This window comes from Streptomyces sp. NPDC086077 (assembly GCF_040686175.1).
GTDB lineage: Bacteria > Actinomycetota > Actinomycetes > Streptomycetales > Streptomycetaceae > Streptomyces.
In genome coordinates this window covers 36,610-61,092 of record NZ_JBFBJT010000001.1, presented here as the reverse complement: position 1 = coordinate 61,092, position 24,483 = coordinate 36,610, and the positions used below count along the sequence as shown (strand labels likewise).

Annotated in this window: 20 protein-coding genes and 2 pseudogenes; 10 read left to right on the top strand and 12 right to left on the bottom strand. The window is 73.5% G+C overall.

Annotation, left to right across the window (positions count from 1 at the left end; genetic code table 11):
- Positions 1 to 14: 14 nt before the first annotated feature.
- From AB0O67_RS00295 to lnt, 4 genes are all read right to left on the bottom strand, one after another.
- Positions 15 to 1,964 carry a GAF domain-containing protein gene (locus AB0O67_RS00295; RefSeq protein ID WP_365443590.1) on the bottom strand — a complete coding sequence of 650 codons (1,950 nt, stop codon included), beginning with the start codon at positions 1,962 to 1,964 and terminating at the stop codon, positions 15 to 17.
- 76 nt (positions 1,965 to 2,040) lie between these two features.
- The gene (locus AB0O67_RS00290) at positions 2,041 to 2,841 is read right to left on the bottom strand and encodes a 3-hydroxybutyrate dehydrogenase (protein ID WP_365443587.1); all 801 of its coding nucleotides are present in this window, start codon (positions 2,839 to 2,841) and stop codon (positions 2,041 to 2,043) included.
- 58 nt (positions 2,842 to 2,899) lie between these two features.
- A complete protein-coding gene (locus AB0O67_RS00285) occupies positions 2,900 to 3,376 on the bottom strand; it encodes an NUDIX domain-containing protein (RefSeq protein ID WP_365443584.1) in 477 nt (158 codons plus the stop codon).
- Between the two features lie 67 nt (positions 3,377 to 3,443).
- The gene (lnt, locus tag AB0O67_RS00280; RefSeq protein ID WP_365443581.1) at positions 3,444 to 5,057 is read right to left on the bottom strand and encodes an apolipoprotein N-acyltransferase; all 1,614 of its coding nucleotides are present in this window, start codon (positions 5,055 to 5,057) and stop codon (positions 3,444 to 3,446) included.
- 233 nt (positions 5,058 to 5,290) lie between these two features.
- On the opposite strand from lnt, the pseudogene AB0O67_RS00275 reads away from it, so the two are divergent.
- Positions 5,291 to 6,335, top strand: a pseudogene (locus AB0O67_RS00275) (O-antigen ligase family protein).
- 79 nt (positions 6,336 to 6,414) lie between these two features.
- On the opposite strand, the gene AB0O67_RS00270 reads toward AB0O67_RS00275, so the two are convergent.
- Together AB0O67_RS00270 and AB0O67_RS00265 are read right to left on the bottom strand one after the other, a co-directional pair.
- Complete coding sequence (locus AB0O67_RS00270; RefSeq protein ID WP_365443578.1) at positions 6,415 to 6,963, bottom strand: hypothetical protein; 549 nt, start codon at positions 6,961 to 6,963, stop codon at positions 6,415 to 6,417.
- 106 nt (positions 6,964 to 7,069) lie between these two features.
- Complete coding sequence (locus AB0O67_RS00265) at positions 7,070 to 7,855, bottom strand: aspartate/glutamate racemase family protein (protein ID WP_365443575.1); 786 nt, start codon at positions 7,853 to 7,855, stop codon at positions 7,070 to 7,072.
- Between the two features lie 39 nt (positions 7,856 to 7,894).
- Between AB0O67_RS00265 and AB0O67_RS00260 the strand changes: the two genes are divergently transcribed.
- Positions 7,895 to 9,088, top strand: a complete 1,194-nt coding sequence (locus AB0O67_RS00260) for a glycosyltransferase (protein ID WP_365443572.1) — start codon at positions 7,895 to 7,897, stop codon at positions 9,086 to 9,088.
- A 13-nt stretch (positions 9,089 to 9,101) separates the two neighbouring features.
- Here the strand turns inward: AB0O67_RS00260 and AB0O67_RS00255 are convergent, their stop codons facing one another.
- On the bottom strand, positions 9,102 to 10,376 hold the full coding sequence (locus tag AB0O67_RS00255) for a TerD family protein (RefSeq protein ID WP_365443742.1): 1,275 nt from the start codon (positions 10,374 to 10,376) through the stop codon (positions 9,102 to 9,104).
- 301 nt (positions 10,377 to 10,677) lie between these two features.
- On the opposite strand from AB0O67_RS00255, the gene AB0O67_RS00250 reads away from it, so the two are divergent.
- The 4 genes and pseudogenes from AB0O67_RS00250 to AB0O67_RS00235 all read left to right on the top strand — a co-directional run bounded on the left by AB0O67_RS00250 (position 10,678) and on the right by AB0O67_RS00235 (position 15,079).
- Entirely contained in the window at positions 10,678 to 11,106 is a 429-nt protein-coding gene (locus tag AB0O67_RS00250; protein ID WP_365443569.1) for a DUF6643 family protein, read from the top strand.
- A gap of 42 nt (positions 11,107 to 11,148) precedes the next feature.
- A complete protein-coding gene (locus tag AB0O67_RS00245) occupies positions 11,149 to 11,970 on the top strand; it encodes an MOSC N-terminal beta barrel domain-containing protein (RefSeq protein ID WP_365443566.1) in 822 nt (273 codons plus the stop codon).
- A 184-nt stretch (positions 11,971 to 12,154) separates the two neighbouring features.
- A pseudogene (locus AB0O67_RS00240) lies at positions 12,155 to 12,406 on the top strand (hypothetical protein); the annotation flags it as partial.
- 231 nt (positions 12,407 to 12,637) lie between these two features.
- Positions 12,638 to 15,079, top strand: coding sequence for a right-handed parallel beta-helix repeat-containing protein (locus AB0O67_RS00235; protein WP_365443563.1), 2,442 nt, complete (start codon positions 12,638 to 12,640; stop codon positions 15,077 to 15,079).
- On the opposite strand, the gene AB0O67_RS00230 is transcribed toward AB0O67_RS00235, so the two are convergent.
- Complete coding sequence (locus tag AB0O67_RS00230; RefSeq protein WP_365443560.1) at positions 15,072 to 17,429, bottom strand: hypothetical protein; 2,358 nt, start codon at positions 17,427 to 17,429, stop codon at positions 15,072 to 15,074. The genes AB0O67_RS00235 and AB0O67_RS00230 overlap by 8 nt on opposite strands.
- 301 nt (positions 17,430 to 17,730) lie before the next feature.
- Between AB0O67_RS00230 and AB0O67_RS00225 the strand changes: the two genes are divergently transcribed.
- Positions 17,731 to 18,561 carry a DeoR/GlpR family DNA-binding transcription regulator gene (locus AB0O67_RS00225; RefSeq protein ID WP_365443557.1) on the top strand — a complete coding sequence of 277 codons (831 nt, stop codon included), beginning with the start codon at positions 17,731 to 17,733 and terminating at the stop codon, positions 18,559 to 18,561.
- Between the two features lie 82 nt (positions 18,562 to 18,643).
- Positions 18,644 to 19,114 (top strand): SRPBCC family protein, encoded by a 471-nt coding sequence (locus AB0O67_RS00220; protein WP_365443554.1) that lies wholly within the window; start codon positions 18,644 to 18,646, stop codon positions 19,112 to 19,114.
- Positions 19,115 to 19,353: 239 nt separating this feature from the next.
- Here AB0O67_RS00220 and AB0O67_RS00215 read toward each other — a convergent pair whose 3' ends face one another.
- Positions 19,354 to 20,478: a PLP-dependent cysteine synthase family protein gene (locus tag AB0O67_RS00215; protein ID WP_365443551.1), complete on the bottom strand. Its 1,125-nt coding sequence runs from the start codon at positions 20,476 to 20,478 to the stop codon at positions 19,354 to 19,356.
- Positions 20,479 to 20,885: 407 nt separating this feature from the next.
- Between AB0O67_RS00215 and AB0O67_RS00210 the strand changes: the two genes are divergently transcribed.
- Together AB0O67_RS00210 and AB0O67_RS00205 are read left to right on the top strand one after the other, a co-directional pair.
- Positions 20,886 to 21,209, top strand: coding sequence for a hypothetical protein (locus AB0O67_RS00210; RefSeq protein WP_365443548.1), 324 nt, complete (start codon positions 20,886 to 20,888; stop codon positions 21,207 to 21,209).
- 306 nt (positions 21,210 to 21,515) lie between these two features.
- On the top strand, positions 21,516 to 22,040 hold the full coding sequence (locus tag AB0O67_RS00205) for an ATP-binding protein (protein WP_365443545.1): 525 nt from the start codon (positions 21,516 to 21,518) through the stop codon (positions 22,038 to 22,040).
- Between the two features lie 119 nt (positions 22,041 to 22,159).
- On the opposite strand, the gene AB0O67_RS00200 is transcribed toward AB0O67_RS00205, so the two are convergent.
- The 3 genes from AB0O67_RS00200 to AB0O67_RS00190 form a co-directional block, all read right to left on the bottom strand.
- Complete coding sequence (locus AB0O67_RS00200; protein WP_365443739.1) at positions 22,160 to 22,393, bottom strand: SHOCT domain-containing protein; 234 nt, start codon at positions 22,391 to 22,393, stop codon at positions 22,160 to 22,162.
- An 81-nt stretch (positions 22,394 to 22,474) separates the two neighbouring features.
- Positions 22,475 to 23,719 (bottom strand): ROK family protein, encoded by a 1,245-nt coding sequence (locus tag AB0O67_RS00195; RefSeq protein WP_365443542.1) that lies wholly within the window; start codon positions 23,717 to 23,719, stop codon positions 22,475 to 22,477.
- Between the two features lie 42 nt (positions 23,720 to 23,761).
- Positions 23,762 to 24,412 carry an alpha-ketoglutarate-dependent dioxygenase AlkB gene (locus tag AB0O67_RS00190; protein ID WP_365443539.1) on the bottom strand — a complete coding sequence of 217 codons (651 nt, stop codon included), beginning with the start codon at positions 24,410 to 24,412 and terminating at the stop codon, positions 23,762 to 23,764.
- Positions 24,413 to 24,483: the final 71 nt, after the last annotated feature.

The following is a 24,483-nucleotide window of genomic DNA, read 5'->3' as shown; positions in this document are numbered from 1 at the left end:
CGTGCGTGCGGGGGTCAGGTGCGTATCGGGGAGGCCGCCAAGCGGTGCAGGCGCAGGGCGAGCTGGATCTCCAAGGCGCGCGAGGGGGTCTGCCAGTCGTCGCCCAGGAGGCGGCCGACACGCTCCAGACGCTGGGCCACCGTGTTGACGTGGACGTGGAGTTCGTCCTTGGTGCGGGCCGGGCTCATCCCGCAGGCGAAGTAGGCGTCGAGCGTACGCAGCAGGTCGGTGCCCCGGCGTTCGTCGTACGCGACCACCTGGCCGATCGTGCGGTCGACGAAGCCACCGATGTCCCGGTCCCCGGCCAGCAGCAGGCCGAGAAAGCCGAAGTCCTCGGCGGCGGCGCCGTCCCCTGCGCGCCCGAGCAGGCGCAGGGCGTCCAGGCAGCGCCGTCCCTCGTCATAGGCGGCGGCGACCGCGTCCGGGTGGGCGGTGAGGTCCTCGACCGGCGCGGACGCGCCCACCGTGACCGCCTCGTGGACGGCCGTGCCCAGTTGCCGGGCGGCGCGGCGGGCCAGGCCCGTCGCGGTGTCACCGGCGTCCAGGGGCAGCAGCAGGACAGTGCCGCCGTCACGGGCGGCGGCCAGGCCGTGCCGGGTGGCGGCGAGGTGGGACGCGGCGGACCACAGCCGCCGTCGGGCGTCCGCCTCCTGCTCGGCGTCGGCCGCGGGGCCGTCGAGGCGGGCGGCGAGGACGACATGGGTGGCGTCGAGGTCGGCGTGCAGCCGGGTTGCGCGTTCACGCAGCAGGCGCGGGTCACGGTCGCGGGCGTCGAGCAGGTCGTCGAGGAGTTCGCCCCGGACGCGCTGCTCGGCCTCGGCGGCGGACCGCCGGGCGAGGAGCAGCAGCGAGGTGACCATCGCGGCGCGCTCCAGGGTGCGCTGGTCGACGGGGTCGAGGCCGGGATGGCCGCGCAGCACCAGCGCGCCGAACAGTTCACCGCCGGCGGCGACGGCGGCGATCCAGTCGTCGCCGTGCCGTACCGCGTGTCCTTCCGTGCGGAAGGCCTCCAGGGCCTGCGCGGGTGCCGCGGTGGCGTCGGTGAATTCGACCGTGCCGTCCAGGACTTCGGAGACGGCGGCGGCCACGTCGTGCACCCCGCCGCCGCGCAGCACCAGTTCGGCGAGCCGGTCGTGCACGTCGGAGGCGCGTTCGATCACGCCGCTGCGGTCGCGGATGATCTCGTTGGCGCGCTCCAGGCCGGCGAGCGCCGAGCGGGTCTCGGTGAGCAGGTTGGCGGTGTCGATCGCGGCGGCGGCCAGGGCGGCGAAGGAGCCGAGCAGCGCGATCTGCTCCCGCTCGAAGACCCGGGCGCGCCGGTCCGCGGCGAAGAGCACGCCGATCACGTGGTGCCCGAGCATCAGTGGCACGCCGAGGATGGCGACGAGGCCCTCGTCACGCACACCCGTGTCGATGGCGTCGGTGTGCTGGAAGCGGTCGTCCTTGAAGTAGTCGTCGGTGACGTACGGCCGGGCCGTCTGCGCGACCAGGCCGCCCAGGCCCTCCCCCATGCCGAGCCGCAGCTGCTGGAAGCGGGCCGCGACCGAGCCCTCGGTCACCCGCATGTAGGTGTCGCCGCGGGCCGGGTCGTTCAGGCTGAGGTAGGCGACATCGGTGCCGAGCAGCGATCGGGCGCGCTGCACGATCGCCTGCAGCACGGCGTCCAGGTCACGCAGTCCGGCCAGGTCGTGGGCGGTCTCGAAGAGCGCCGACAGCTCGGCCTCCCGGCGCCGCCGCCCCTCCAGCTCCGACCGCACGCGCAGCGCGAGCAGCTTGGCGTGTTCGAGCGCCGCTATCCACGATGGCGGCCGGCCCTGGGCGCGGGCCAGCAGCACGGGCTGCTCGTAGGCGTCGGCGGACGCACCACGGGCCAGCAGCTCCAGGAACGGCGCCTCGGCACCGTCCAGGAATGCCTCGGGGTCGCCGGTGGGGCGCTCGGCGGACTGCACGTGATCGCGGGACATGGTCACAGGATTCCTCATCGCCGGGCCGCCCCGTCAGCCCTGTGGAAAACTCCGGGCACCCCGGACACGGGTCGAACTAGTGCGCGGTCCAGCCGCCGTCGAGAACGAGCGACGCACCGGTCATGAAGGACGCCTGGGGTCCGCACAGGTAGGCCACGGCCTCCGCGACCTCCTCGGGCTCGATGAGCCGCTTGACCGCGCTGTCCTGCAGCATGACCTCCGACAGCACTCGCTCATCAGGGATGCCGTGCGCCCGGGCCTGGTCGGCGATCTGCTTCTCGACCAGGGGCGTGCGCACATAGCCGGGGTTCACGCAGTTCGAGGTCACACCGTGCGCTGCGCCTTCCAGGGCGGCGGTCTTGGAGAGCCCCTCCAGGCCGTGCTTGGCGGCCACGTACGCCGACTTGAAGGCCGAGGCGCGCAGGCCGTGCACCGAGGAGATGTTCACGATACGGCCCCAGCCCTGCCCGTACATGTGCGGCAGCGCCCCCCGGATGAGCCGGAAGGGCGCCTCCAGCATGACGGTGAGCACGGTGTGGAAGACCTCGGGCGGAAAGTCCTCGATGGGCCGGACCAGCTGCAGTCCGGCGTTGTTCACCAGCACGTCGGTGCCGGCGGCCGCGGCCTCGGCGGCGTCCAGGTCGGTGAGGTCGAGGACGCGCGGTTCGAGGCTGCCCGGCAGGCCCGCCGCGTGTTGGGCCAGCGCCTCCAGGCCGGCGTCGTCCCGGTCGACCGCTCTGACCTTGGCGCCGGCGGCCGCGAGCCGCAGGGCACAGGCACGGCCGATGCCGCTGGCGGCGCCGGTGACGAGGGCCGTGCGGCCGCCGAGGTCGAGCAGAGGGGCGTGGGGGCCCGGGAGGGCACGGGACGCGGTCATGGGACCGACCCTAGGCAGCCCTCGCCCCCCGACCCATGTGGTCGTCCCCCATACTTCTTCAAAAAGCCGTGGGGTCGAACCATGTGGGGGAGTCCGACAGGGACTGCTTGATCCGCTGCAGCCCGAACTCGTGGAGGTCCGGCAGGGCGTCGACGTCGAACCACGCGACGTCCAGCGACTCGTCGTCGTTCACGCGTGCCTCGCCGCCGACGGCCCGGCAGCGGAACGTGATGTCCATGTACTGGCAGATGTCGTCGTTGTCGTACGTGACCGGCTTCAGCGCCTGGACCATCACCACCCGCTCGGGCCGGCAGTGCACCGCGGTCTCCTCGTGGACCTCCCGCACGGCGCAGGCGGCGGGCTGCTCCCCGGGCTCCGGGATGCCGCCGATCAGCGACCACCGTCCGGTGTCGGAGCGGCGGTTCAGCAGCACACGGCCGTCGTCGTCGAAGACGACCGCGGTGACCCCGGGGAGCCACAGCAGCTGGTGCCCGGCGGACGCCCGCAGGGTGCGGATGAAGTCAGGAGTGGCCATGGGGCGACCCTAACGGGCGGTTTCCGCGGTCCCGGACGGTTTCCGGGAGAGTACGGCGGGCGTACCGCTAGACGTCACCGGCGCGCCGTCCGCGCGCGCCGGTGGCGATCGCCCAGCCGAGGCCACCCGCCGCGACCAGCACCAGGGCGATCTCCGGCAGGATGCCGAACCGGGTCGCGGGTGTCTGGGAGGAGCGCAGCGGCACCTCCTGGACCAGCGAGTCGGCGACGAACATGCCGGTCCGCCGGGTGATCGTCCCGTCCGGCATGATGATCGCGCTGACGCCGCTGGTCACCGGAACCGCGACGGTCCGGCTGTGCTCGACGGCGCGGACGCGGGACATGGCGAGTTGCTGGTAGGTCATCTCGCTGCGGTCGAAGGTCGCGTTGTTGCTCGGCACGGAGATCAGCTGCGCGCCGTCGACGACCTCGGAGCGCACGGCCCAGTCGAACGCCGCCTCGTAGCAGGTGACGAGGCCGACCGTGGCGCCGTCCATGGCGAACACGCCCGGCTCGCTGCCCCGGCTGAAGTCCTGGCGGACCATCGACGTCCAGCTCTCGTTGATCATGTCGAGCACCGAGCGCAGCGGCAGGTACTCGCCGAACGGCTGGATCTGCCGTTTGTCGTAGGTGTCGACGGGCCCCTTCTGCGGGTCCCACAGGATCTGCTCGTTGAGGAGCTTGCCGTCGCGCTCGACGACACCGCCGACCGAGATGGGCACACCGATCGACTTGGCCGCCCCGTCGATCACCGCGTAGGCGTCGGGGTTGGCGAAGGGGTCGATGTCCGAGGAGTTCTCGGGCCAGAGCACGAAGTCCGGCTTGGCCACCTTGCCCGCCTCGACCTCGGCCGCCAGGCGCTCGGTCTCGCGCGCGTGGTAGTCGAGTACGGCCCGCCGCTGGGAGTTGAAGTCGAGTCCCGCACGCGGCACGTTGCCCTGGACGACCGCGACGGTGGTGGTGCCGTCCTCGGCCCGGTCGCTCACCAGGGAACGCGCCGCGAAGGCACCGATCAACGGCACGGCCACACTGAGCAGCGCCACGGCCGCCCCACCCCGCCGTACCGCGCGCGTGCGCCGCGCCTTCCGGCCCAGGCGCACGACGTCGTACAGGCCGAAGCCGCACAGGACCACCGCGAAGCCGAGCACCGGTGTGCCGCCGACCGCGGCCAGCGGCAGGAAGACGCCGTCCGCCTGCCCGAAGGCGATCTTGCCCCAGGGGAAGCCGTGGAAGGGCACGCGCGCGCGTGCCGCCTCACCGGCGATCCACACGGCGGCCGCCCACACGGGCCAGCCGGGCAGCCTGGACACCGCCGCGACACCCAGGCCCACCAGGGCGACGAAGATCGCCTCGATCACCACCAGGGCGAGCCAGGGGCCGGGACCGACCTCCACGCCGGTCCACACCAGCAGCGGCAGCAGGAAGCCGAGGCCGAAGACGTAGCCGAGACCCAGGGCCGCCCTCCAGCTCCGGCCGCGCAGCACCCAGCCGAAGACGGCGAAGGCCGGCAGGGCCAGCCACCACAGGGTGCGCGGCGGGAAGCTGACGTAGAGGAGCACTCCGGAGAGCGCCGCGGCGGCGGCCGGGACGAGGCGGCGCAGCGACCGCGCGGTGCGCGACTCGGGCGCGGTTCGCGGGGTGGGGGCGTCCGACTCGTCCACGGAGGTTGCGGTGACGGTCACTCCGGGAGTCTACGGCGGCCCGCCGCGCAGCCGACAACGCGGTCGGGACGCTCCGGACGCCGCCGCCGCATCGTTTCTGCACAAGTCGCCGACACATATCCACAAACTGCCCACAAGCCGTTACGGTGTGGCCGAGCCCAGGTCGCGTGGCGGGACGGCCCGGGCCCGTACAGGTCGGGAGAACGGCCGGTGGCGAGGGGACGGGTGGGGTCCACGGGAGTGACGTCTGGCCGATGCGCAGGCCGACGGCGGAAGACGCAGCGCCTCCGACGCGGCGGGGTGTCGTCGCGCTCGGCGCCTGTGCGCTCTGGTCGCTGATCACGGCGGCCGTCCAAGCGGACGCCCGGAAGGCGTGCTGCTGGTGGTGCTTGCCGTCACGGCCGGTTACGCCGCGGGCCGCATCTGCGGGGCGATCGCGCCGGTCGCCGCGCCCCTGACGGGCGCGCTGGCGGGAGCAGTGCTGACGATCACCGTTCCGCCCCTTTCCCCGGGGCCGCCGCCCGGTGTGCCGCTGGGACACGCAGGCGCCACGGCCGCCCTGCTCACGCTCGCGACCGGCGCCGCGTGCTGCGCCGCCTGGTCCACGGTCGTACCGGCGCTGCGTCCGGCCCTGTGGGCGCCGGCGGCCGGCATCGTGGCGACCGCGGCCGTGCTCGGCACGATCACCGGGGTCGTCGCCTGTGCCGGAGTCCTGCTCTGCTCGCTGGCGGCCGGGCGCATGGGTCACCGTGGATCGGCCTCGCCGGCCTGGCCGCGGTGGCGGCGTCGGTGACCGGCCTGAACTGGGCGGTCGCGAGCGGCGTGCTGCCCGCGGGGCTCGCCTCGGCCCTGGAGGGTCCGCTGACCGGGCACCGCGTGGAGCTGTGGCGCGACGCGCTGTCGATGGCCCGCCAGGACCCCGCCCTGGGGGTCGGTCCGGGGCGGTTCGGGGAGCTCAGCGCGACCTCGGCGGTGGCGCCGCTGTCCGACGGCAAGCCGCACTCCGCGGTGCTTCAGCAGGCGGCCGAACAGGGGGCCATTGGAGTGACGCTGCTCGCGGCGGCCTTCTGCTGGCTGCTGTACGCGCTGTGGCGCACCGCGCGGCCGACGCCGGTCGCGCTGAGCGCGGGCGCGGCACTGACGGCGCTCGCGGCCATCGCCGCGGTGGGCAACGCGCTCAGCTTCACGGCGGTGTCGGCGGGAGCCGGTCTGCTCGCGGGGCTGGCCACCGCACGACCGCTGGTGGAGGAGCCGACGCACCAGCAGGACGTCCTGCCCACGGATCGCCCGGTGCCGTGATCCTCGCCACGCTGTCCGCGAGGCCGCCACGCCGCGCCGGCGTCGTGAACCGGGCAGCCGCTCACGGCGGCCATCGGCCTCAGCGCACGGCCCCCGGCGTGGTCGGCCGCAGGCGCTCCTTGATGACCCGGACCGCCGCCTCCGCGTCGTCCACGGTGATCGTGAACGTGTGGCCGTCCCACAGCCGCAGTTCCAGGCCCTCGCCGCGTCGCACGACGACCGCGGTGCCCTTCTCGGGCCGCCAGCGGTAGCCCCAGCCGCCCCATTGGCGCGGGGTGACGTGCGGCACGAACTCCGCGCCTGCCACCTGCGACAACGGGATACGGCGGCGCGGCACCCCGATGTGGCCGCAGCGCACTTCGAGGCACTCCTTGTCCACCCGCAGGGCGACGTGCACGAAGGCGAGCGTGCCGAACAGCACCAGCAGACCGGCGGCGATGCAGCCGACCACGGACATCACCAGCGGCGCCAGACCCTCGTCCGTCCACGCGGAAGCGACGGCCAGCTGGATGCCGAGCGCCAGGCAGGCGGCGCCGACGAGCGCGAGCAACCACTGGACCCGGTTGGTCGCCCGGCCCGTCCAGATGTCGGGGTGCGAGGTGCGCTTGCCGTGGGGGTGGTGCCTCATGTCATTGAGACTACTCAGGTTTCGCTGAGCGGGTAGGGGGTCGCACACAGTGACGAACGAGGGCAAGGCTCGGTGCGGACCGACAGCTTCCGGCAGTGACCGGCGGTCACCGTACGGGGCTGGCGGCCGCGAGCAGGCGGCCTTCCTCGTATGCCAGGGCGGCTGCCGGCAACGCGCCCTCGCGGCCGCTCAGCAGCACCGTCACCGTGCCGAGAGGCGTGGTCGCCGGGTCGGGACGCGCGCCGATCCGCCGCAGCGCCTGGGCGGCCACCGCCCCGGCGGAACCGTGCAGGGCGAGCGGGGGCAGGCCGGGGCGCTGCACGGCGGCGCGGATGCGCTCGGCGACCAGTTCGTAGTGGGTGCAGCCCAGCACGACGGTCGTGACGTCGTCCGGTGTCAGCGCCGCCGCGGCGGCGACGGCGATGTCGACGGCCGTCTCGTCGGCGCGTTCCACTGCCTCCGCGAGTCCCCAGCAGGGCACCTCGGCGACGTCGACGCCGTCGGCGAAGTTCTCGATGAGCCCGCGCTGGTAGGGGCTGCCGGTGGTGGCGGGCGTCGCCCAGATGGCGACCGGTCCCCCGCCCGCTGCGGCCGGCTTGATCGCCGGGACCGTGCCGACGACCGGCAGGGCGGGCTCCAAGCGGGCGCGCAGGGCGGTCAGGGCGTGCACGGTGGCGGTGTTGCAGCCGACGATGAGCGCGTCGGGACGGTGCGCGGCGGCCGCCTCGGCGACGGCCAGGGCGCGCTCGGTGAGGTCCTGTGGCGTGCGGGGTCCCCAGGGCATGCCGTCGGGGTCGAGGGAGAGCACGAGATCGGCGTCGGGTCGCAGGCGCCGTACCGCTGCGGTGGCCGCCAGCAGACCGATTCCGGAGTCCATGAGCGCGATCTTCACCCGGTCACGATAGACGATGGGCCTCCTGCGGCCGGTCCGGTGGGGCAGACTGCGCGGGTGAGCGCCCTCCTGTGGATCGTCGCCGGATCTCTCGCCGCCTGGCTGTGGCTGCTGCTCTGTCAGGGCTTCTTCTGGCGCACGGACGTTCGCCTGCCGCCTCGGACGCCACCCGCCGTCTGGCCGTCCGTCTGCGTCGTCGTACCCGCGCGCGACGAGGCCGCGGTGCTCCCGACGGGCCTGCCGTCACTGCTCACGCAGGATTACCCCGGGCGGGCCGAGGTCTTCCTGGTGGACGACGGCAGCACGGACGGCACCGGGGAGCTGGCGCGCGAGCTGTCGCGCCGGTACGGGGGGCTGCCGCTGACCGTGGACTCACCGGGCGAGCCGCCGCCGGGCTGGACCGGCAAGCTCTGGGCGGTGCGCCACGGCATCGGCCTCGCCCGCGCGCGTGACCCCGAGTACCTGCTGCTCACGGACGCCGACATCGCGCACGCGCCGGACAGTCTGCGCGAGCTGGTGGCGGCGGCGCGCACCGGCGGCTTCGACGTCGTATCCCAGATGGCCCGGCTGCGCGTCGAAAGCCTCTGGGAGCGGCTCGTCGTACCGGCTTTCGTCTACTTCTTCGCGCAGCTGTATCCGTTCCGCCGGATCGGCCGGGAGGGCGCGCGGACCTCGGCCGCGGCGGGCGGCTGTGTGCTGCTGCGTACCGAGGCCGCCGAGCGGGCGCGGATCCCCGACGCCATCCGGCACGCCGTCATCGACGACGTGGCTCTCGCTCGGGCGGTCCGCAGCGGCGGCGGGCGGATCTGGCTGGGGCTCGCGGAGCGGGTGGACAGCGTGCGCCCGTATCCCCGGCTGCACGATCTGTGGCGCATGGTCTCGCGCAGTGCCTACGCCCAGTTGCGGCACAACCCCCTCGTGCTGGCCGGGACGGTCGCCGGGCTCGCGGTGGTGTACCTGGTGCCGCCCGTCGCGCTCGTCGCGGGCCTGGCCCTGGGGGGTACCGCGACCGCGGCGCTGGGCGCCCTGGCCTGGCTCGTGATGACGGGGACGTACCTCCCCATGCTCCGCTACTACGCGCAGCCGCCGTGGCTCGCTCCGCTGCTGCCGCTCACCGCGTCCCTGTACCTCCTCATGACGGTCGATTCGGCGGTGCAGCACTACAGGGGACGGGGTGCGGCCTGGAAGGGCCGCACGTACACGCGTCCGGACGCCGTCCCCGACGAGGGGTGAGCCGGCCGCGGGCTCACTTGCGGCCGGGCGTCCAGTTCATGCCCCACCCGTAGGCGTGGTCGACGGCGCGCTGCATGCTCACCCCGCGGTCGGGGACCAGGTAGCGGGCCTCGCGCTGGACGACCAGGTCCTGGCCGGTGTTGGTGATGAGCGCGAGCGCGCACACCGGGGAGGGGACCGTGCACTCGTCCAGTGAGAATTCGATCGGCGCGCCGAACTGCGGATGCAGGGTGACGGTGGCGTGCAGGTCGGCGAAGGAGCGGGCGCCCTCGTAGATGGTGACGAAGACGAGGATGCGCCGGAACGCCTGCTTGTGGTCGAGGTTGATGGTGAGGTTCTCACCGCTCGCCAGGGCACCGGTGCGGTCGTCGCCGTCGAGGTGGATGTACGGCGGCTGGTGCAGCGACCCGAAGGTGTTGCCAAGGGCCTGCACGACGCCCTTGCTGCCGTCGTTGAGTTCGAACAGGGCGCACAGGTCGAGGTCGAGGTCCGCGTGCAGGGCGACCGCCCGGCCGCGCTTGCTGCCCCACCCCGAGAACTGTTTACGCACCTGCCAGTTGAGGTTCACACGCATGGCACCCGACGTTCCGCCCTGCTTGGTGAGCGAGACCGACGGGGACGCCTTGGTGAGCGTGACCTTGGTGAGCTGGACCGGCGCGGGCGGGGCGGGAGGAGCCGGACGGGAGACCGGCGGCGCGGCCGGGACGGGCGGGGGGACGGTCGCCGGCCGGACCGGGGTGACCGGCGGCGCGCTGGGCGCGTTGTGCTGCGGCTCGTCCACCGTGATGCCGTAGTCCGTGGCCAGGCCCTCCAGGCCGCTGCTGTACCCCTGGCCGACGGCACGGAACTTCCAGGCGCCCTGGCGCCGGTAGAACTCGCCGAGCACGAACGCCGTTTCGACGGTCGCGCCCGCGCTGTCGAACCGCGCCGCCACCGTTCCCCGGCCGGCGTCCTTGACCTCGATGTACAGACCCGGCACCTGCGCGAACGTCCCGCCGTCGGCGGACGCGACGAGCACCACCGTCTCGATGGCCGGCTCCACGCGCGTGAGGTCGACGATCAGGGTGTCGGTGACCTGGCCGCCGGCATCCCGCTTGCCCTCGTGCCGGATCGCTCCGGAGGAGTGCTGTGGCTGGTTGTAGAAGATGAAGTCCGCGTCCGAGCGGACCTTGCCGCCGACCAGCAGCAGTGCCGAGGCGTCGGTGTCGGGCACTCCGGGCCCGGAGCGCCACCCCAGTTCGACCCGCAGCGCCGTCGTCGGCACCGGGACGTTCGATCCCTTCGGCATTGACATGTCCGCCCCCATCAGCTGTCACCACGCCAGGTCTCACGCCCCGGCATCCCATCGCGTTCTTCGCGTCTCCCAACGTATTGCCCAGGACGCCGGACGCCCATGAGGAGCGCGAAAAGACGAGTGGTCAACCGCCGGTAACCGCCTGGGAACTGAGCTTTTACACGATCCGAACACCGTCTGGTGCCCTTTTTTCCCAAGTTCGCTCGCATTGGGGATCCCACGTCACCGCCGACACGGAAAACAACCCTCTTATCGGTCTCCCCAACCAGCACATCGTGGGCTTAACTTATGTGCCATGACCTCCCCCCGCTCCACCTATGGCGGCGGCTACTACTCCGCCTCCTTCCCGGACACCCCGATCTACGACTCGCTCGTCGCCGAACGGGGCACCCCGCAGATCGCCCCGATCCGGGTCCCCGCCGCGTACGACACCCCGGGCAGCCACCTGCCCGCCCTCCCGTCCGCGCTGCCCGCCCTCCCGGCGGCCCCCTCCCAGCCCGCGTACGGCTACCCGCAGACGCAGCACCACGCTCCGCTGCAGCAGGCGCCGACGGCGTACATCCCGCAGCAGGCGGGCCCGCCGCGCGGTTATCCCGGCCCGCAGCAGCCGCGCCCCGCGGCGCCCGGCGGCACGGGTTACGAGGCGATGCGCCCGGCGGCTCCCCGGCCCAACCCGGCGCCGTACCAGGACCCGTACAACAACCAGCAGTACCGGGGTTACTGATCTCTCGGTGAGGTCGTCGGCGCCGACTGGCACGATGGCCTCATGGGGAACGCGGAGCTGCTGTCGATTCATGTCCATCCGGTCAAGGCGTTCCGGGGCCTGGCGCCCCGTGAGGCCGTCGTGGAGCCCTGGGGGCTGGCCGGGGACAGACGCTGGGTGCTGATCGACGACGGGGGAAGGGTCGTCACCCAACGCCAGCAACCGCGCCTCGCGCTGGCCGCCGCCGAGCTCGTGCCCGGCGGCGTCCGGCTGTGCGGCCCCGGCCTGGATCCGCTGATCGTGCCCGTCCCGGAGGCGGCGGGCACGATCACGCTGGACATCTTCGGCAACAAGGTGGAGGGGGTCCTCGCCGGCCGGTCCGCACACGCATGGTGCAGCGCGTACCTCGGTGTGCCCACGCGTCTGGTCCACATGGACGACCCGGCCACGCGCCGGCCGGTCGACCCGGAATACGCGCTGCCCGGCGAGACGGTCTCGTTCGCCGACGCCTGCCCGCTGCTGCTCACCTCGGCCGCCTCGCTCGGCGCCCTGAACTCGCTGATCGCAGAGGACGGTCTGGCCGAGGAGGGCCCCCTGCCGATGAACCGGTTCCGGCCGAACGTGGTCGTCGGGGGCACCGCGCCCTGGGCCGAGGATCACTGGAGGCGCATCGCCGTCGGCGAGGTCGAGTTCCGTGTGGCCAAAATGTGCGGCCGGTGCGTCGTGACGACGACCGACCAGGACACCGCCGAGCGCGGCCGGGAGCCCCTGCGCACCCTCGGACGGCACCGCAGGATCCGCGGCAGCCTGGTCTTCGGACAGCATCTCGTGCCCCGGTCCCCGGGCACGATCCGCGTCGGTGACCCGGTGCGCGTCCTCGAATGAGCGATGCCGCCCAGCAGGGCGGCCGGTCGGGAACCCGGTGGCGCGACCCGGGCGTTGAATTCTTCGTGAGGCGTTCGTGAGGCGTTCGTGAGGCGTTCGTGGGGGATCCGGGGCGCAGGCGATGTCGCTCTCTCTTCGACCGGTGCCGCGGGTGAACGGCTCCGCCGGGGGGGTGTCATGGAACCCCGAGCCGGGCGACCGGTTCGCGCTCTGGACCGACGAGCAGGGGCGCACTGTGGCCCGCCCGCTGGACCCCGCCACGGCGACGACGCACGCCGTGCTCGCCGGTGTCGGCGCGGCCCTGCTGACCATGTGCCTGGCCGAGGCCGGCAGACGGCTCGTCGTGTGGCGCATGGTCCTCCGCCGGTACGCGCGTTGGGACCAGGCATGGGACCGGGCGGGTCCGGACTGGGGCAGGACCGGCACGGGCAGCTGACGGCCTTCCGGCTCCGGTCAACCCGGCGTCCGCGCGCACGCTACGGTGGACCGGCCGAAGCGAATTTCGGCATCGACCTGCGCGCGAGCTAGCTTCAGGGGCGCGCCGGTGTCGAGCGCGCGAGCGTGCCACGGCTTCAGCGGCCGGGCGCGGTCCGGGGTCCGCACCGGCTGTGGTGCCCCGAGGGCGAACGAGCCATCAGTACGACCGAGGTGGGGGCACAGCAACGCCATGGCACAGGGCACGGTCCAGGTGACGCACGCCGGTACATCGCGGTGGCGGCGCCGCACAGGTGAGTACGCCTCGCTCGCCGCCGCCCTGGAGGCCGCGGCCGACGGTGACGTCCTCACCGTCGCCCCGGGGACCTACCGGGAGAACCTCGTCGTCCAGCGGGCGGTGACCCTGCGCGGTCCCGAGGGTTCCCCCGGCTCGGTGCGAATCGCGCCCGTCGACGGGGTGCCGCTCACCGTGCGCGCCTCCGCGGTGATCCAGGACCTGCACGTGGAGGGCCAGGACGCGGCGGCGCCCGCGCTGCTCGTCGAGGAGGGCACGCCGGAGCTGACCGACGTCCGGGTCGTCACCCGGTCCGCCGCCGGCATCGAGGTGCGCGGCAGCGCCCGGCCGACCGTGCGGCGGTGCACCGTCGACAACCCGGCGGGCATCGGGATCGCCGTGGTCGACGGCGGCGCCGGGGTGTTCGAGGACTGCGAGGTCGTCGCCGCCGGGCAGGCCGGCGTGGCCGTGCGCGGGGGCGCGCATCCGCGTCTGGAGCGCTGCCGGGTGCACCACGCCGCCGGTTCGGGCCTCACCGCGACCGGGGAGAACTCCGCGCTGGAGGCGGTGGGTTGCGAGGTGTACGAGGTCCGCGGCAGCGGTGTGCAGATCACCGGCCGGGCCACGGCCCACCTCACCGACTGCGACGTCCACCGCACCACCTCCGACGGTGTCACCCTCGACACGGACGCCGTGCTCACCCTCGCCGACTGCCGTATCCACGACATCCCGGAGAACGCTGTCGACCTGCGCTCCCGCTCCGTCCTGACACTGACCCGCACCAGCGTGCGGCAGTTCGGACGCAACGGCCTGTCGGTGTGGGACCCGGGCACCCGCGTGGACGCCAACCAGTGCGAGATCTTCGACAGCACCGGCGACTACCCGGCGGTCTGGGTCAGCGACGGCGCCACGGCGGTGCTGGACTCCTGCCGGGTGCACGACGTGCCCGACGCGCTGTTCGTCCTCGACCGCGGCTCGCGCGTGGACGTCGTCGACAGCGACCTCTTCCAGGTGCGCAACACGGCCGTGTCGGTGAGCGACGGGGCGACCGCACAGCTCGACGACTGCCGGATCAGGGACGCCGCGACCGGCGCGTGGTTCCGCGACCACGGCAGCGGCGGCACCCTCGGCAACTGCACGCTGGACGGCACCCAGACCGGCGTGATCGTCACCAAGGGCGCCGACCCCACCATCGAGCGGTGCACCGTCGACTCCCCCGCCGAGGCAGGGTTCTACGTCTCGGCGGGCGGCCGCGGCAGCTTCCTCGACTGCCGGGTGCGGGGCAGCGGCGGCTACGGCTTCCACGTGCTCGACGGCTGCCGTACTACGCTCCGCAAGTGCCGCACGGAGCGGTGCGCGCGCGGCGGTTACGAGTTCGCGGACGGCGGACCCGACGCCGAGTCGGGCACGGGACCGGTCGTGGAGGACTGCACCAGCGACGAGAGCGCGGGACTGCGCACCCCCACGGCGCCCCCCGAGCCCGCCGTACAGAGCGCCGGTCAGACGCCGGGGCTGCTGGGCGCGATCCCCGGGCAGCGCACGACCGAGCAGGAGCCGCTCGTCACCGCCGCGCAGCCGCAGACACCTGCCCGGACCTCCAAGGCCGTCATGGGTGAACTGGACGCCTTGGTGGGCCTGGACAGCGTCAAGCGCGAGGTGCGGGCGCTCACCGACATGATCGAGGTGGGCCGGCGTCGGCAGCAGGCGGGCCTGAAGGCCGCGTCGGTCAAGCGGCACCTGGTCTTCACGGGCTCCCCCGGCACCGGCAAGACCACGGTCGCGCGGCTGTACGGCGAGATCCTCGCCTCGCTCGGGGTGCTGGACAAGGGCCACCTGGTCGAGGTGTCCCGTGTCGATCTGGTCGGCGAGCACATCGGCTCGACGGCCATCCGCACCCAGGAGGCGTTCGAACGGGCCCGGGGCGGCGTGCTCTTCATCGACGAGGCGTACGCGCTGTCCCCCGAGGACGCGGGCCGGGACTTCGGCAAGGAGGCCATCGACACGCTGGTGAAGCTGATGGAGGACCACCGGGACGCGGTCGTGGTGATCGTCGCGGGCTACACGGCCGAGATGGAGCGCTTCCTGTCCACCAACCCCGGTGTGGCCTCCCGCTTCTCACGCACCATCACCTTCAGCGACTACGGCCCCGAGGAGATGCTGCGGATCGTGGAGCAGCAGGCGGAGGAGCACGAGTACCGGCTGGCGCCGGGTGCCGCGGACGCCCTGCTGAAGTACTTCACGGCCATCCCGAAGGGCCCCGCGTTCGGCAACGGCCGGACCGCGCGGCAGACCTTCGAGGCGATGGTGGAACGCCACGCGAGCCGCGTCGCCCAGGTCGACGAGCCGAGCACGGACGAGTTGACCCTGCTGTACGCGGAGGATCTGCCCGACCTCACCTGAGCGTGGGCGGTCGGAACGTGTCCCCGGGGCGCTGGCCCGGCAGCCCCGGGTGGAGCCGGTCGAGCAGGTGGCCACGCTCCCGGTCGAAGGTCGGGTCGGCCTGGTAGTCGGAGTGCCCGAGGATCGGGGCGGGCAGCGGGTGGAGGTCGCTGCGGGCGTGGGCCAGGGGGTCCCGCATCGGCTCGCAGTCGACCTGCGGACCGTCGCCGTCGGACACCTGCACGGGGCCGCCGATCGGGTCGGTGAGCCGGTACAGGTTGCGCCAGCAGTCGACCTCCTCGTGCAGTGCGGCCAGCGAGGACGGGCCGAAGTGTGCCGGGAACCAGCGGCCGTACAGGCGCTCCAACGGTGAGCCGTACGTCAGCAGCGCGACCCGCCCGCGCACGGCCGGCGGCAACTGCCAGGCAGCGGCGGCGGCGAGGACGCTGCCCTGGGAGTGGCCCGAGATCACCAGCCGGCCGCCCGTCGTGCGGGTCCAGGTCGTGATCCGCCAGGTCAGGTCGGGCACCGCGCGCTCGGCGTAGCAGGGCGGTGAGAAGGGATGGGCGGCGCGCGGCCAGAAGGTGCCGACGTCCCACAGGACGCCGACGGTGCGCCGCGCTGACATGTCCTTGTAGGCGCGCCGGCCCAGGGCGACGAACAGTATGAAGCCGAAGCCGACCAGCCAGGAGCCGAGCGCCTGGGCGGTGTCGGCGGCGCCGTGGACGAACGGGTGGGTGTGCTGCGCGGCCGCGCTGGGGGTCTTGTCCGTCGCCATCGCGCCGACCAGCGCGGCCGTGCCGAGGATCAGGGAGACGGTGGAAACGGCGGCGATGAAGAGGGGGCCGCGGTCGGTGAGCGTGGCCATCGCGCGCGTGCGGGCGATACGGCGGGTGCGGTCGGGGTCCGTGGCCTCTCCCGCGTAGTCCTCCTCCACGACGGCGCGTTCGGCGCGGGCCAGCCGCACGGCGCGCCAGGCCTGCCCGCCGGCGAGCAACAGCAGGACCAGGAGGAGCGGCGGGATCACCGAAGCCTGCCAGGTCAGCACGACCGGCGGGCCGGGAAGGGAGGCCCGGGTGCCGTCCACCCAGTCGGCGACGCGTTGGGACACACCGCCGGACATCACGCCGCCCAGCGCGCAGGCCAGCATCGCGACGGCGGGTCCGGCGAGGCCCCGCATCGCCGTGCGCGGGTCGGGGTCGCTGCGGTACAGCAGGTGGGCGACGACGGCGAGGACGATCACCAGCAGGCCCTGGGCCAGGGCGATGCCACCGAAGGCCACGTCGCCCGGCAGCCGGCCGCCCGACTCCCATGCCGGGCGGTCCCAGCCGGCGTACGCGAGGGTGAGGGCGAGCAGGACGAGGGCGGCGAGCGGCAGGTGCCGTACGAAGGAGGCGTCGATCTCCCGGTCGAGGTGCTTCTCGCTGCGGCCGCGCCGGCAGACGACCACGACCACCGCGACCGCGGCGAGGACGAGCGCCGCCTCCAGCACCCGGCCCAGCGTCTCCAGGGCGGCCGGGCCGCCCGCCTCTCGGTCGTACCGGGCGGCGGCCTGGACGACGGCGGCGGCGACCGTGAGCAGTCCGGCGGCGGTGTGGGCGCCGCGCAGCCGGGCTACCAGGCGCCTGCCGTACCAGAAGCCGGGGCGGCCGAGCGCGCTGCGGGCGGGGTCCTCTTCGGGTTCACGGACGAGCGGCTGCTCGGACTCGTACGCGCTCCAGGTGCGCCGGGACAGGTACCAGAGCAGGCCGACGAGGGCGGCGGGCACCAGGGACGCGAGGGCCAGCCGGCGGCCCGGCGGGCTCCACCAGCCGTCGCCCGAGGCGGTGGGCGACAGGAAGCCCAGCCAGGTGTGCCGTTCCGCGCACGCGCGCGTGCCCGCGCACTGCCAGGCCGTGAGGTCCAGGGCGACCTCACACGCGGCCGCGACCAGCAGCACGGTCAGGCTGAGCCCGACGAGCCGCACCAGCAGCCCGTAGAGACGGATCGTGCGCGCGCGGTCGCGGGCCGAGGGACGCATCCAGTGGGCGAGGTTGGCCACCATGAACGGCAGTAACAGCAGCCACAGGGCTCGTGCGCCGTTCCCGGAGGTGAGGTTGCACCAGACGTACGCCTCGGGCACCGGGCGGCCGTCGGTGCCGGTCTCGCGGCCGGCGGGACGGTTCTCCGCGTCCACGTCGTCGGCCCGGCGGAAGACGGCCGCCGTGTCGTCGCCGGAGACCCGCACGGTGCGCGGATCGTCCAGCATCTGCTCGGGCGTGGCGCCGCCCACGCCGTGGACCAGAAGTTCCAGGGTGGCCCCGGTTCCCGCCGGCCGTGCCGTGGGGCCGGTCGCCCCGTCGTCCAGGCCACGTTCCTGCGCGCTTTCCACTCTCCGCACTTCCCCCGTGTCTTCCGCACTTCCCCCGGACCCGCCGTCGGCATGTCCATGCGGCACCAGGATCTCCCGTGGAAAGGCGTTGCACACCCCTCGTCACGGAATCTCCCCGATACGTGTGAGGACCGAGCAACGGATGAGACGCAAGTGACATGTGCGCGTCGGGCAACCGGTGGCGCGACTCCGGCAAAGCCGTGCGAATATGGGACGCCCACGCCCCGGGGGCGCGAGAATGTCCTAGTGGGAGCAGGTGCGAGGGTGTGCAGGACGGCTTGAGGAAAGGACCGGAGCGTACGTGAGTGAGAATCAGAACCTCCTCGCGGAGCAGCGGCGCGCCCTGATCCTGGACGAGGTGCGGCGGCGCGGCGGCGTACGCGTCAACGAGCTGACCCGCAAGCTCGGGGTGTCCGACATGACCGTCCGCCGCGATCTGGACGCGCTGGCCCGCCAGGGCGTCCTGGAGAAGGTGCACGGCGGTGCGGTGCCGGTGCTGGAGGCGAGCACCCACGAGCCGGGCTTCGAGGCCAAGTCGGGTCTGGAGCTGAGCGCCAAGGAGGACATCGCGAAGGCCGCCGCCCAGTTGGTGGCTCCGGGTTCCGCGATCGCGCTGTCGGGCGGTACGACGACGTACGCGCTGGCGCATCATCTGCAGGAGGTCGCCGACCTCACCGTGGTCACGAACTCGGTGCGGGTGGCCGACGTCTTCCACGCGGCGCAGCGCTCCTCCGGCCAGCGGCAGGGCGCCGCCACCGTCGTACTGACCGGCGGGGTGCGCACGCCCTCCGACTCCCTGGTGGGGCCGGTCGCCGACCAGGCCATCGCCACCCTCCACTTCGACGTGCTGTTCCTCGGCGTGCACGGGATATCGGCGGAGGCCGGTCTGTCGACGCCGAACCTCGCTGAGGCCGAGACCAACCGGCGGCTGGTGCAGTCTGCGCGGCGGGTCGTGGTGGTCGCCGACCACACCAAGTGGGGCACGGTGGGGCTGAGTTCGTTCGCGACGCTGGACCAGGTCGACACCCTGGTGACCGACTCCGGGCTGGCCGACGAGGCGCGCGAGGAGATAGCGGAGCATCTGCGGCAGCTGATCGTGGCAGGCGAGGACGAGAGCGCCGACGAGCTCTGATCCCGTGCGCGGCGCAGACACGCGGCGGAGCGCCGACTAGGGTGAGCGGCCCTGTCCCTGCCCGTCGCACAGGGGGTTTCGCATGGCGCGCCGACTGCTTCCGGTGGACGTCGACTTCGTCCGATCCGCTCCGGTACGACTGGTCTTCGTACGGCAGATCGCCGCTTCCCCCGAGTCCGTCTTCCACGCGCTGGCCGAGGAAGTAGCCGACTGGCCGCAGTGGTTCTCGGCGGTGGCGCTGGCCCGGCCGACCGGCGACGGTACCGGGCGGGAGATCAGACTGCGGGGCGGTACGCGGGTCGCGGAGACGGTCCTCGTGGCGAAGGGGCCCGAGGTGTACGCGTACCGCATCGACGAGACCAACGCCCCGGGCGTCCGCGCGCTGGTCGAGGAGTGGCGGCTCACGCCCGCCGGTACCGGTACGCGGGTGCAGTGGACGTTCGCGGCCGACGGACCGCCGCCCCTCCGCGCGGTGCTGAGGCTGGCGCGGCCGGGCTTGGGACGGGCGTTTTGCAACGCGGTGGCGGCACTGGACCGTCGGCTGACGCGGTAGGGAGCCTCGTCCGGACCGGACGCGCTGGACCGGCGGCCGGCGCGACAGGGCGCCTCGGCCGGGCCGGGCCGGCACCGGCGCCGGCAGCGGGTCGAGGACCTGGGCGGCACGCCTCGGTCCGGCCGGACGCCCGTGGCCGGCAGCGAGCCGACTGCCGCGGGCCACGGCCGCCGCGGCACGCCTCAGTCCAGGCCGGACACCCGTGACCGGCAATGGGTCGAAGGCCGCGGCGGTACGCCTCAGTGCGGCCACACGCCCGTGGCCAGCAGTGATTCGATGGCCGCGCTGTACGGGGCGATGTCCAGGCCCTGATCGGCCAGCCAGACGTCCGAGTAGTACTTGTCGAGGTAGCGGTCGCCCGGGTCGCACAGCAGGGTGACGACGCTGCCGGTACGGCCCTCGTCGACCATCTCTGCGACGAGCTTCAGGGCGCTCCACAGCCCGGTGCCCGTCGAGCCGCCCGCCTTGCGGCCGATGCCCTGCTCCAGGGCGCGGACGGCGGCCACGCTCGCCGCGTCCGGCACCTTCATCATCCGGTCGATCGCCCCGGGCACGAAGCTCGGTTCCATCCGGGGACGGCCGATACCCTCGATACGGGAGCCGCAGTCACACGTGACGTCCGGATCGCCGGTCGTCCAGCCTTCGAAGAAGCAGGAGTTGTCCGGGTCGGCGACGCAGACACGCGTGTCGTACTGCATGTAGTGCACGTAGCGCGCGATGGTCGCGGAGGTGCCGCCGGTGCCGGCCGTGGCGACGATCCACGCGGGCTCCGGGAACCGCTCCAACTCCAGCTGGCGGAAGATGGATTCGGCGATGTTGTTGTTCCCGCGCCAGTCCGTGGCCCGTTCCGCGTAGGTGAACTGGTCCATGTAGTGGCCGCCGGTCTCGGCCGCGAGGCGGGCGGATTCCTCGTACATCCTGCGGGAGTCGTCCACGAAGTGGCAGCGACCGCCGTGGAATTCGATCAGGCGGCACTTCTCGGCGCTCGTCGTGCGGGGCATCACCGCGATGAAGGGGACGCCGACCAGCTTCGCGAAGTACGCCTCGGAGACGGCCGTCGAGCCGCTGGACGCCTCGATCACCGGGCGGTCCGGACGGATCCAGCCGTTGCAGAGGCCGTAGAGGAACAGCGAGCGGGCGAGGCGGTGTTTGAGGCTGCCGGTGGGGTGGGTCGACTCGTCCTTGAGGTAGAGGTCGATGCCCCAGTGTTCCGGCAGGGGGAAGCGGAGGAGGTGCGTGTCGGCCGAGCGGTTGGCATCGGCCTGGACCTTGCGGACGGCGTCCTTCAGCCAGGCGCGATAGGTGGAGTCGGTGCGGTCGACGTCGAGGGTGGCGCCGGTCCGGGTCTGCTGGGGGGTGGTCACGGCGGAACTCCTTAGGGCTGCACGCCGACGGCGGGTCGCGCGGCCGACACACCGATCATAAGCAGCTTGCGCACGCTCCTCACCTGCATAAACGCATCTTTGGGGCGCTCAAAGGGGGCCATGGGGGCGGGGCGGAGCACCGGCGCGCCGCTGGCCGTCCGCCCAGGCATCTCCCTTGGGCCGGCGTCCTTCACGCCACCCGCGGCGGACCGTGACCGCACCCCACCCACGGCGGCCGGGAACGCCCTTCCCGCCGACCCGTCCGGGGGCGCATTCGCGTGAGTGCACCGGGTGGCCTATGCCTTGGTGATGTGCGCACTGGTGCGCGACTGCGGGGCCGTGCAGACTGCACCGGGTGGGACGGACACCCGGAAGAGGACCCGCAGGCGACGAGGGGGCGGGAGGTTATGGCGGAGCCGGAGTTCACGGCCTTGGGCGTGCGGATCGGGAAGGGCCTGCGCTCCCTCACCCGGGCCGGGCAGGTCCGGATCAGCGGCGGCCGGGTGGAACTGCTCACCAGCTACGGCAGCGAGATCGACAGCGCGCCGGTACAGGCCGTGCGGGCGTCGAAGCCGTGGTTCGCCTCCGGGGACCGCGCGCTGGCCGACCTCAACGGCAAGCGCTACGTGCTGACCCTGGGCGAGCAGGACCCCGCCCCCGGCGAGCCGGGGCCACCCGCGGCACGCCGGTTCATCGAAGCCGTCCGCAGGGCGGCGGGGCGTGGCACCTGACGGGTGTCGCAGCTCCGCGCCGACGCGGACCGGCTCCGACGGGCGGCGCGAGCCGGGGCGGACCGGCTCCGACGGGCGGCACGCACCGAAGTGGCCGAGACACAACCCTGCCACCCCCCGTCCGGAACACCGCGAGTTGCGGCCTCAGACCCCTTGCGCCACTCTGGTCTCACGTCACTCTGGGTTTACCGGCGATAACGCTGCGAACCAGCCCGCCGGACACGACAGCAGGCGGCCGTTTTCACGCAGGCGCTGCTGGATCCGAACTCCGTGTTCTTCCGGACCTCACGTCGGGGAGTCGCAGCCGTGATCAGTCACCCAAGCAGGCACTGCACGGTGGAGCTCCAAGCCCTGCCGTCGCGGATCGGCCAGGTCCGCAGAATCGTATCTGCGCAGTTGCGCTACTGGCATCTGGATCCCCTGATAGACCGAGCGGCGCTCGGTGTGACGGAGTTGCTCTCCAACGTCCACCGGCACGCGCAACCCGACAAGACATGCACCGTCGAGATCGAGCTCCTGCTCGACCGGCTCACCGTGTCGGTGCACGACCGTGACCCCCGTCTGCCCGTCGTGGCCGACGCGGATCCGCTGGCCACCTGCGGGCGCGGGCTCGCCATGGTGGCGGCGTTGAGCGAGAGCTGGGGCGTTCGGCCGGACGGCGACAACGGGAAGATCGTGTGGTTCACGCTGCCCACGACGGCCCCCGCCATGAAGGCACCGCCGCATCCGGCCCGCCGTACGCTCACGGAACCGGTGCGCCGGTTCGCGGAGGTCGAGCCGGTCGGCCGCGCGCCCGAACACACTCCCGCCCGGTCGGCCGTTGCCGGCTGACCGGGCGGTGAGCCGGGCCGGACACTCACCCCGTCCGGGCCCGCACGGCCGCGCCCCCGGAGCCGTACGCCCGGACGGCGTTCGGACGGCGTTCGGAACGGCGGCGCGGATCGAGGTGGTCACGCCGCTCCGCCCTTGCCGGTGCGGCCGAACTGCTCGTCCAGGACGGACAGTCGGCGCCAGTACTCGTCCTCGTCGATCTCGCCGGAGGCGAAGCGCCGGCCGATGATGGCGATGGGCGAGTCGCCGGTCGGGCGGCCGTCGTCCGTCGCGCGCCACGGCACCCGGCGGCCGCGCCCCGGGGTGCGGCGCACCATGGTGACGAACCCGAGGATCACGGCGGCCCAGATCAGCTTCCGGCGGCTGCTTCCGCACGGCGTCGTGCGGGGCCTGGCAGGTACCTGGCGGCGCCCCACCGCTGCGACCGGCCGGTCTCAGGCCTCGGCCAGGGCTCCCAGCGGATCGTCCAGTACCGGCTGCCACGCCAACTCGGCGGCTCCCACGAGGCTGTTGTGGTCCAGGGAACAGGCGAGGATCGGCACTCCCCCGCTCTGGCCCCACAGGCTGCGATCGGCGACCACCGCCCGCAGCCGCTCGGGGTCGGCGTCGAGGAGGGTGCGGTGCAGGCCGCCCAGGATGATCCGGTCGGGGTTGAGGATGTTCACCAGACCGGCGAGACCCAGTCCCAGCCGGTCGATGAGGGCCTCGGCGGCCGTGCGGACGGCGGGGTCCGTGTACTCGTGCCGGATCAGGTCGTCGGCCTGCTTCAGCAGGGACACCTCGGGGCCGGGTTCGAGGCCGGCCGCGGTGAGGAAGGCGAGCGGGTCGGCCTCGACGTCGAGGCAGCCGCGGCCGCCGCAGTGGCAGGGGCGGCCCTCGGGGTTGACGGTGAGGTGCCCTACCTCCAGCGCCAGGCCCGAACTGCCGGTGTGCAGCCGCCCGTCGAGCACCAGCGCGCCGCCGACGCCGCGGTGCCCGGTGGCCACGCACAGCAGATCGCGGGAGCCCCGCCCGGCGCCGTGCCGGTGCTCGGCGAGCGCGGCGAGGTTGACGTCGTTGGCCGCGAACGCGGGGCCGGTGATCCCGGCCGCCCGCACGCACTCGGCGAAGATCTCCCGCACCGGCGCTCCCGCCGGCCACGCCAGATGCAGCGGATTCAGCGCCAGCCCCGCCGGCTCGGCGACCGCCGACGGTACGGCGAGCCCGGCGCCCACGCACCGCCGGCCGGTCTCGCGCAGCAGCTCGGCGCCCGCCTCCACCACCGAGCCCAGCACCTTCGCCGGGTCGGCGTCGACGGTCTCGCAGCCGGGCGCGGTGGCGACGATCCGCCCGCCGAGACCGACCAGCGCGGCCCGGAAGCCGTCGGCGTGCACCTGCGCGGCGAGAGCCACGGGGCCGTCCTCGGCGAGGTCCAGCCGGTGCGAGGGGCGGCCCTGGGATCCGGCGGCGGCGCCGGGACGGGCGTCCACGCGGATAAGGCCCAACGCCTCCAGTTCCGCGGCGACCGCGCCGGCCGTGGCGCGGGTGACGCCGAGTTCGGCGGTGAGGACGGCGCGGGTCGGGGCGCGCCCGGTGTGCACGAGCTCCAGCGCGGGCCCGAGGGCTCCGCGCCCCCGGTCCAGCCGCGTTCTCGAGGTGGTCCCTTCCCCCGCCGTCCGGGGGTCCGCCTTGCCACTCATGAGGGCGAGTCTCCCATGATCCGCTGCTGCGCCGGCGGTGGCCTAGAGGCCGCTCACGCGCAGGGTCACGTTCAGCCGCCCGGCCAGCCCCAGCACGCCGGGCGCCGTCCCCGGACGTACCCGGGGCACTCCGTGGTAGGCGAGCCGTGCCGGTCCTCCGAACACGAACAGGTCGCCGCTGCGCAGCTCGACGTCGGTGTACGGGTTCGTCCGGGTCTCGGTGTTGCCGAAACGGAAGACGCAGGTGTCGCCGAGGCTCAGGGACACCACCGGCGCGTCGGACCTCTCGTCGCTGTCGCGGTGCATGCCCATGCGGGCGTCGCCGTCGTAGAAGTTGATCAGCGCGATGTCGTACGCGGCTCCGGTCGCCGACTTCGCGCCGAGCGCCTCGGTCACCGCGCGCCGGCCCAGGTCGCCGAGCCATGCCGGGAAGGGTTTCACCGGGGTGCCGTCGCCGTCGGCGACCGTCCGGGCGTAGGCGTACGGGTACCAGTGCCAGCCCAGGCAGACCTGCCGGGCGGTCATGGTGCCGCCGCCCGGGGTGCGGACCGTGCGCAGCCCCGCGGGCGGCCGCGCCCACTCCCGGCAGGCGCGCAGCAGCTCACGCTGGGCGTCCCCGTCCAGCCAGTCCGGCACGTGCACCGCGCCGGGCGCGACCTCCGTGCGCTCCCTGGGGAACAGTTCGGCGTCCATGCCCTCCATCCTCGCGCACCGGCCATGGGCTGCGGCGGCCATGAGCTGCACCGCCCATGAGCTGCGGCGGC

Coding starts and splice junctions, on each gene's coding strand:
- AB0O67_RS00290 (WP_365443587.1), bottom strand. CDS start 2,841: ATGACCGCGTCCCGTGCCCTCCCGGGCCCCCACGCCCCTCTGCTCGAC.
- AB0O67_RS00250 (WP_365443569.1), top strand. CDS start 10,678: ATGACCTCCCCCCGCTCCACCTATGGCGGCGGCTACTACTCCGCCTCC.
- AB0O67_RS00255 (WP_365443742.1), bottom strand. CDS start 10,376: ATGCCGAAGGGATCGAACGTCCCGGTGCCGACGACGGCGCTGCGGGTC.
- AB0O67_RS00285 (WP_365443584.1), bottom strand. CDS start 3,376: ATGGCCACTCCTGACTTCATCCGCACCCTGCGGGCGTCCGCCGGGCAC.
- AB0O67_RS00210 (WP_365443548.1), top strand. CDS start 20,886: ATGGCGGAGCCGGAGTTCACGGCCTTGGGCGTGCGGATCGGGAAGGGC.
- AB0O67_RS00235 (WP_365443563.1), top strand. CDS start 12,638: ATGGCACAGGGCACGGTCCAGGTGACGCACGCCGGTACATCGCGGTGG.
- AB0O67_RS00190 (WP_365443539.1), bottom strand. CDS start 24,412: ATGGACGCCGAACTGTTCCCCAGGGAGCGCACGGAGGTCGCGCCCGGC.
- AB0O67_RS00295 (WP_365443590.1), bottom strand. CDS start 1,964: ATGTCCCGCGATCACGTGCAGTCCGCCGAGCGCCCCACCGGCGACCCC.
- AB0O67_RS00195 (WP_365443542.1), bottom strand. CDS start 23,719: ATGAGTGGCAAGGCGGACCCCCGGACGGCGGGGGAAGGGACCACCTCG.
- AB0O67_RS00270 (WP_365443578.1), bottom strand. CDS start 6,963: ATGAGGCACCACCCCCACGGCAAGCGCACCTCGCACCCCGACATCTGG.
- AB0O67_RS00220 (WP_365443554.1), top strand. CDS start 18,644: ATGGCGCGCCGACTGCTTCCGGTGGACGTCGACTTCGTCCGATCCGCT.
- AB0O67_RS00245 (WP_365443566.1), top strand. CDS start 11,149: ATGGGGAACGCGGAGCTGCTGTCGATTCATGTCCATCCGGTCAAGGCG.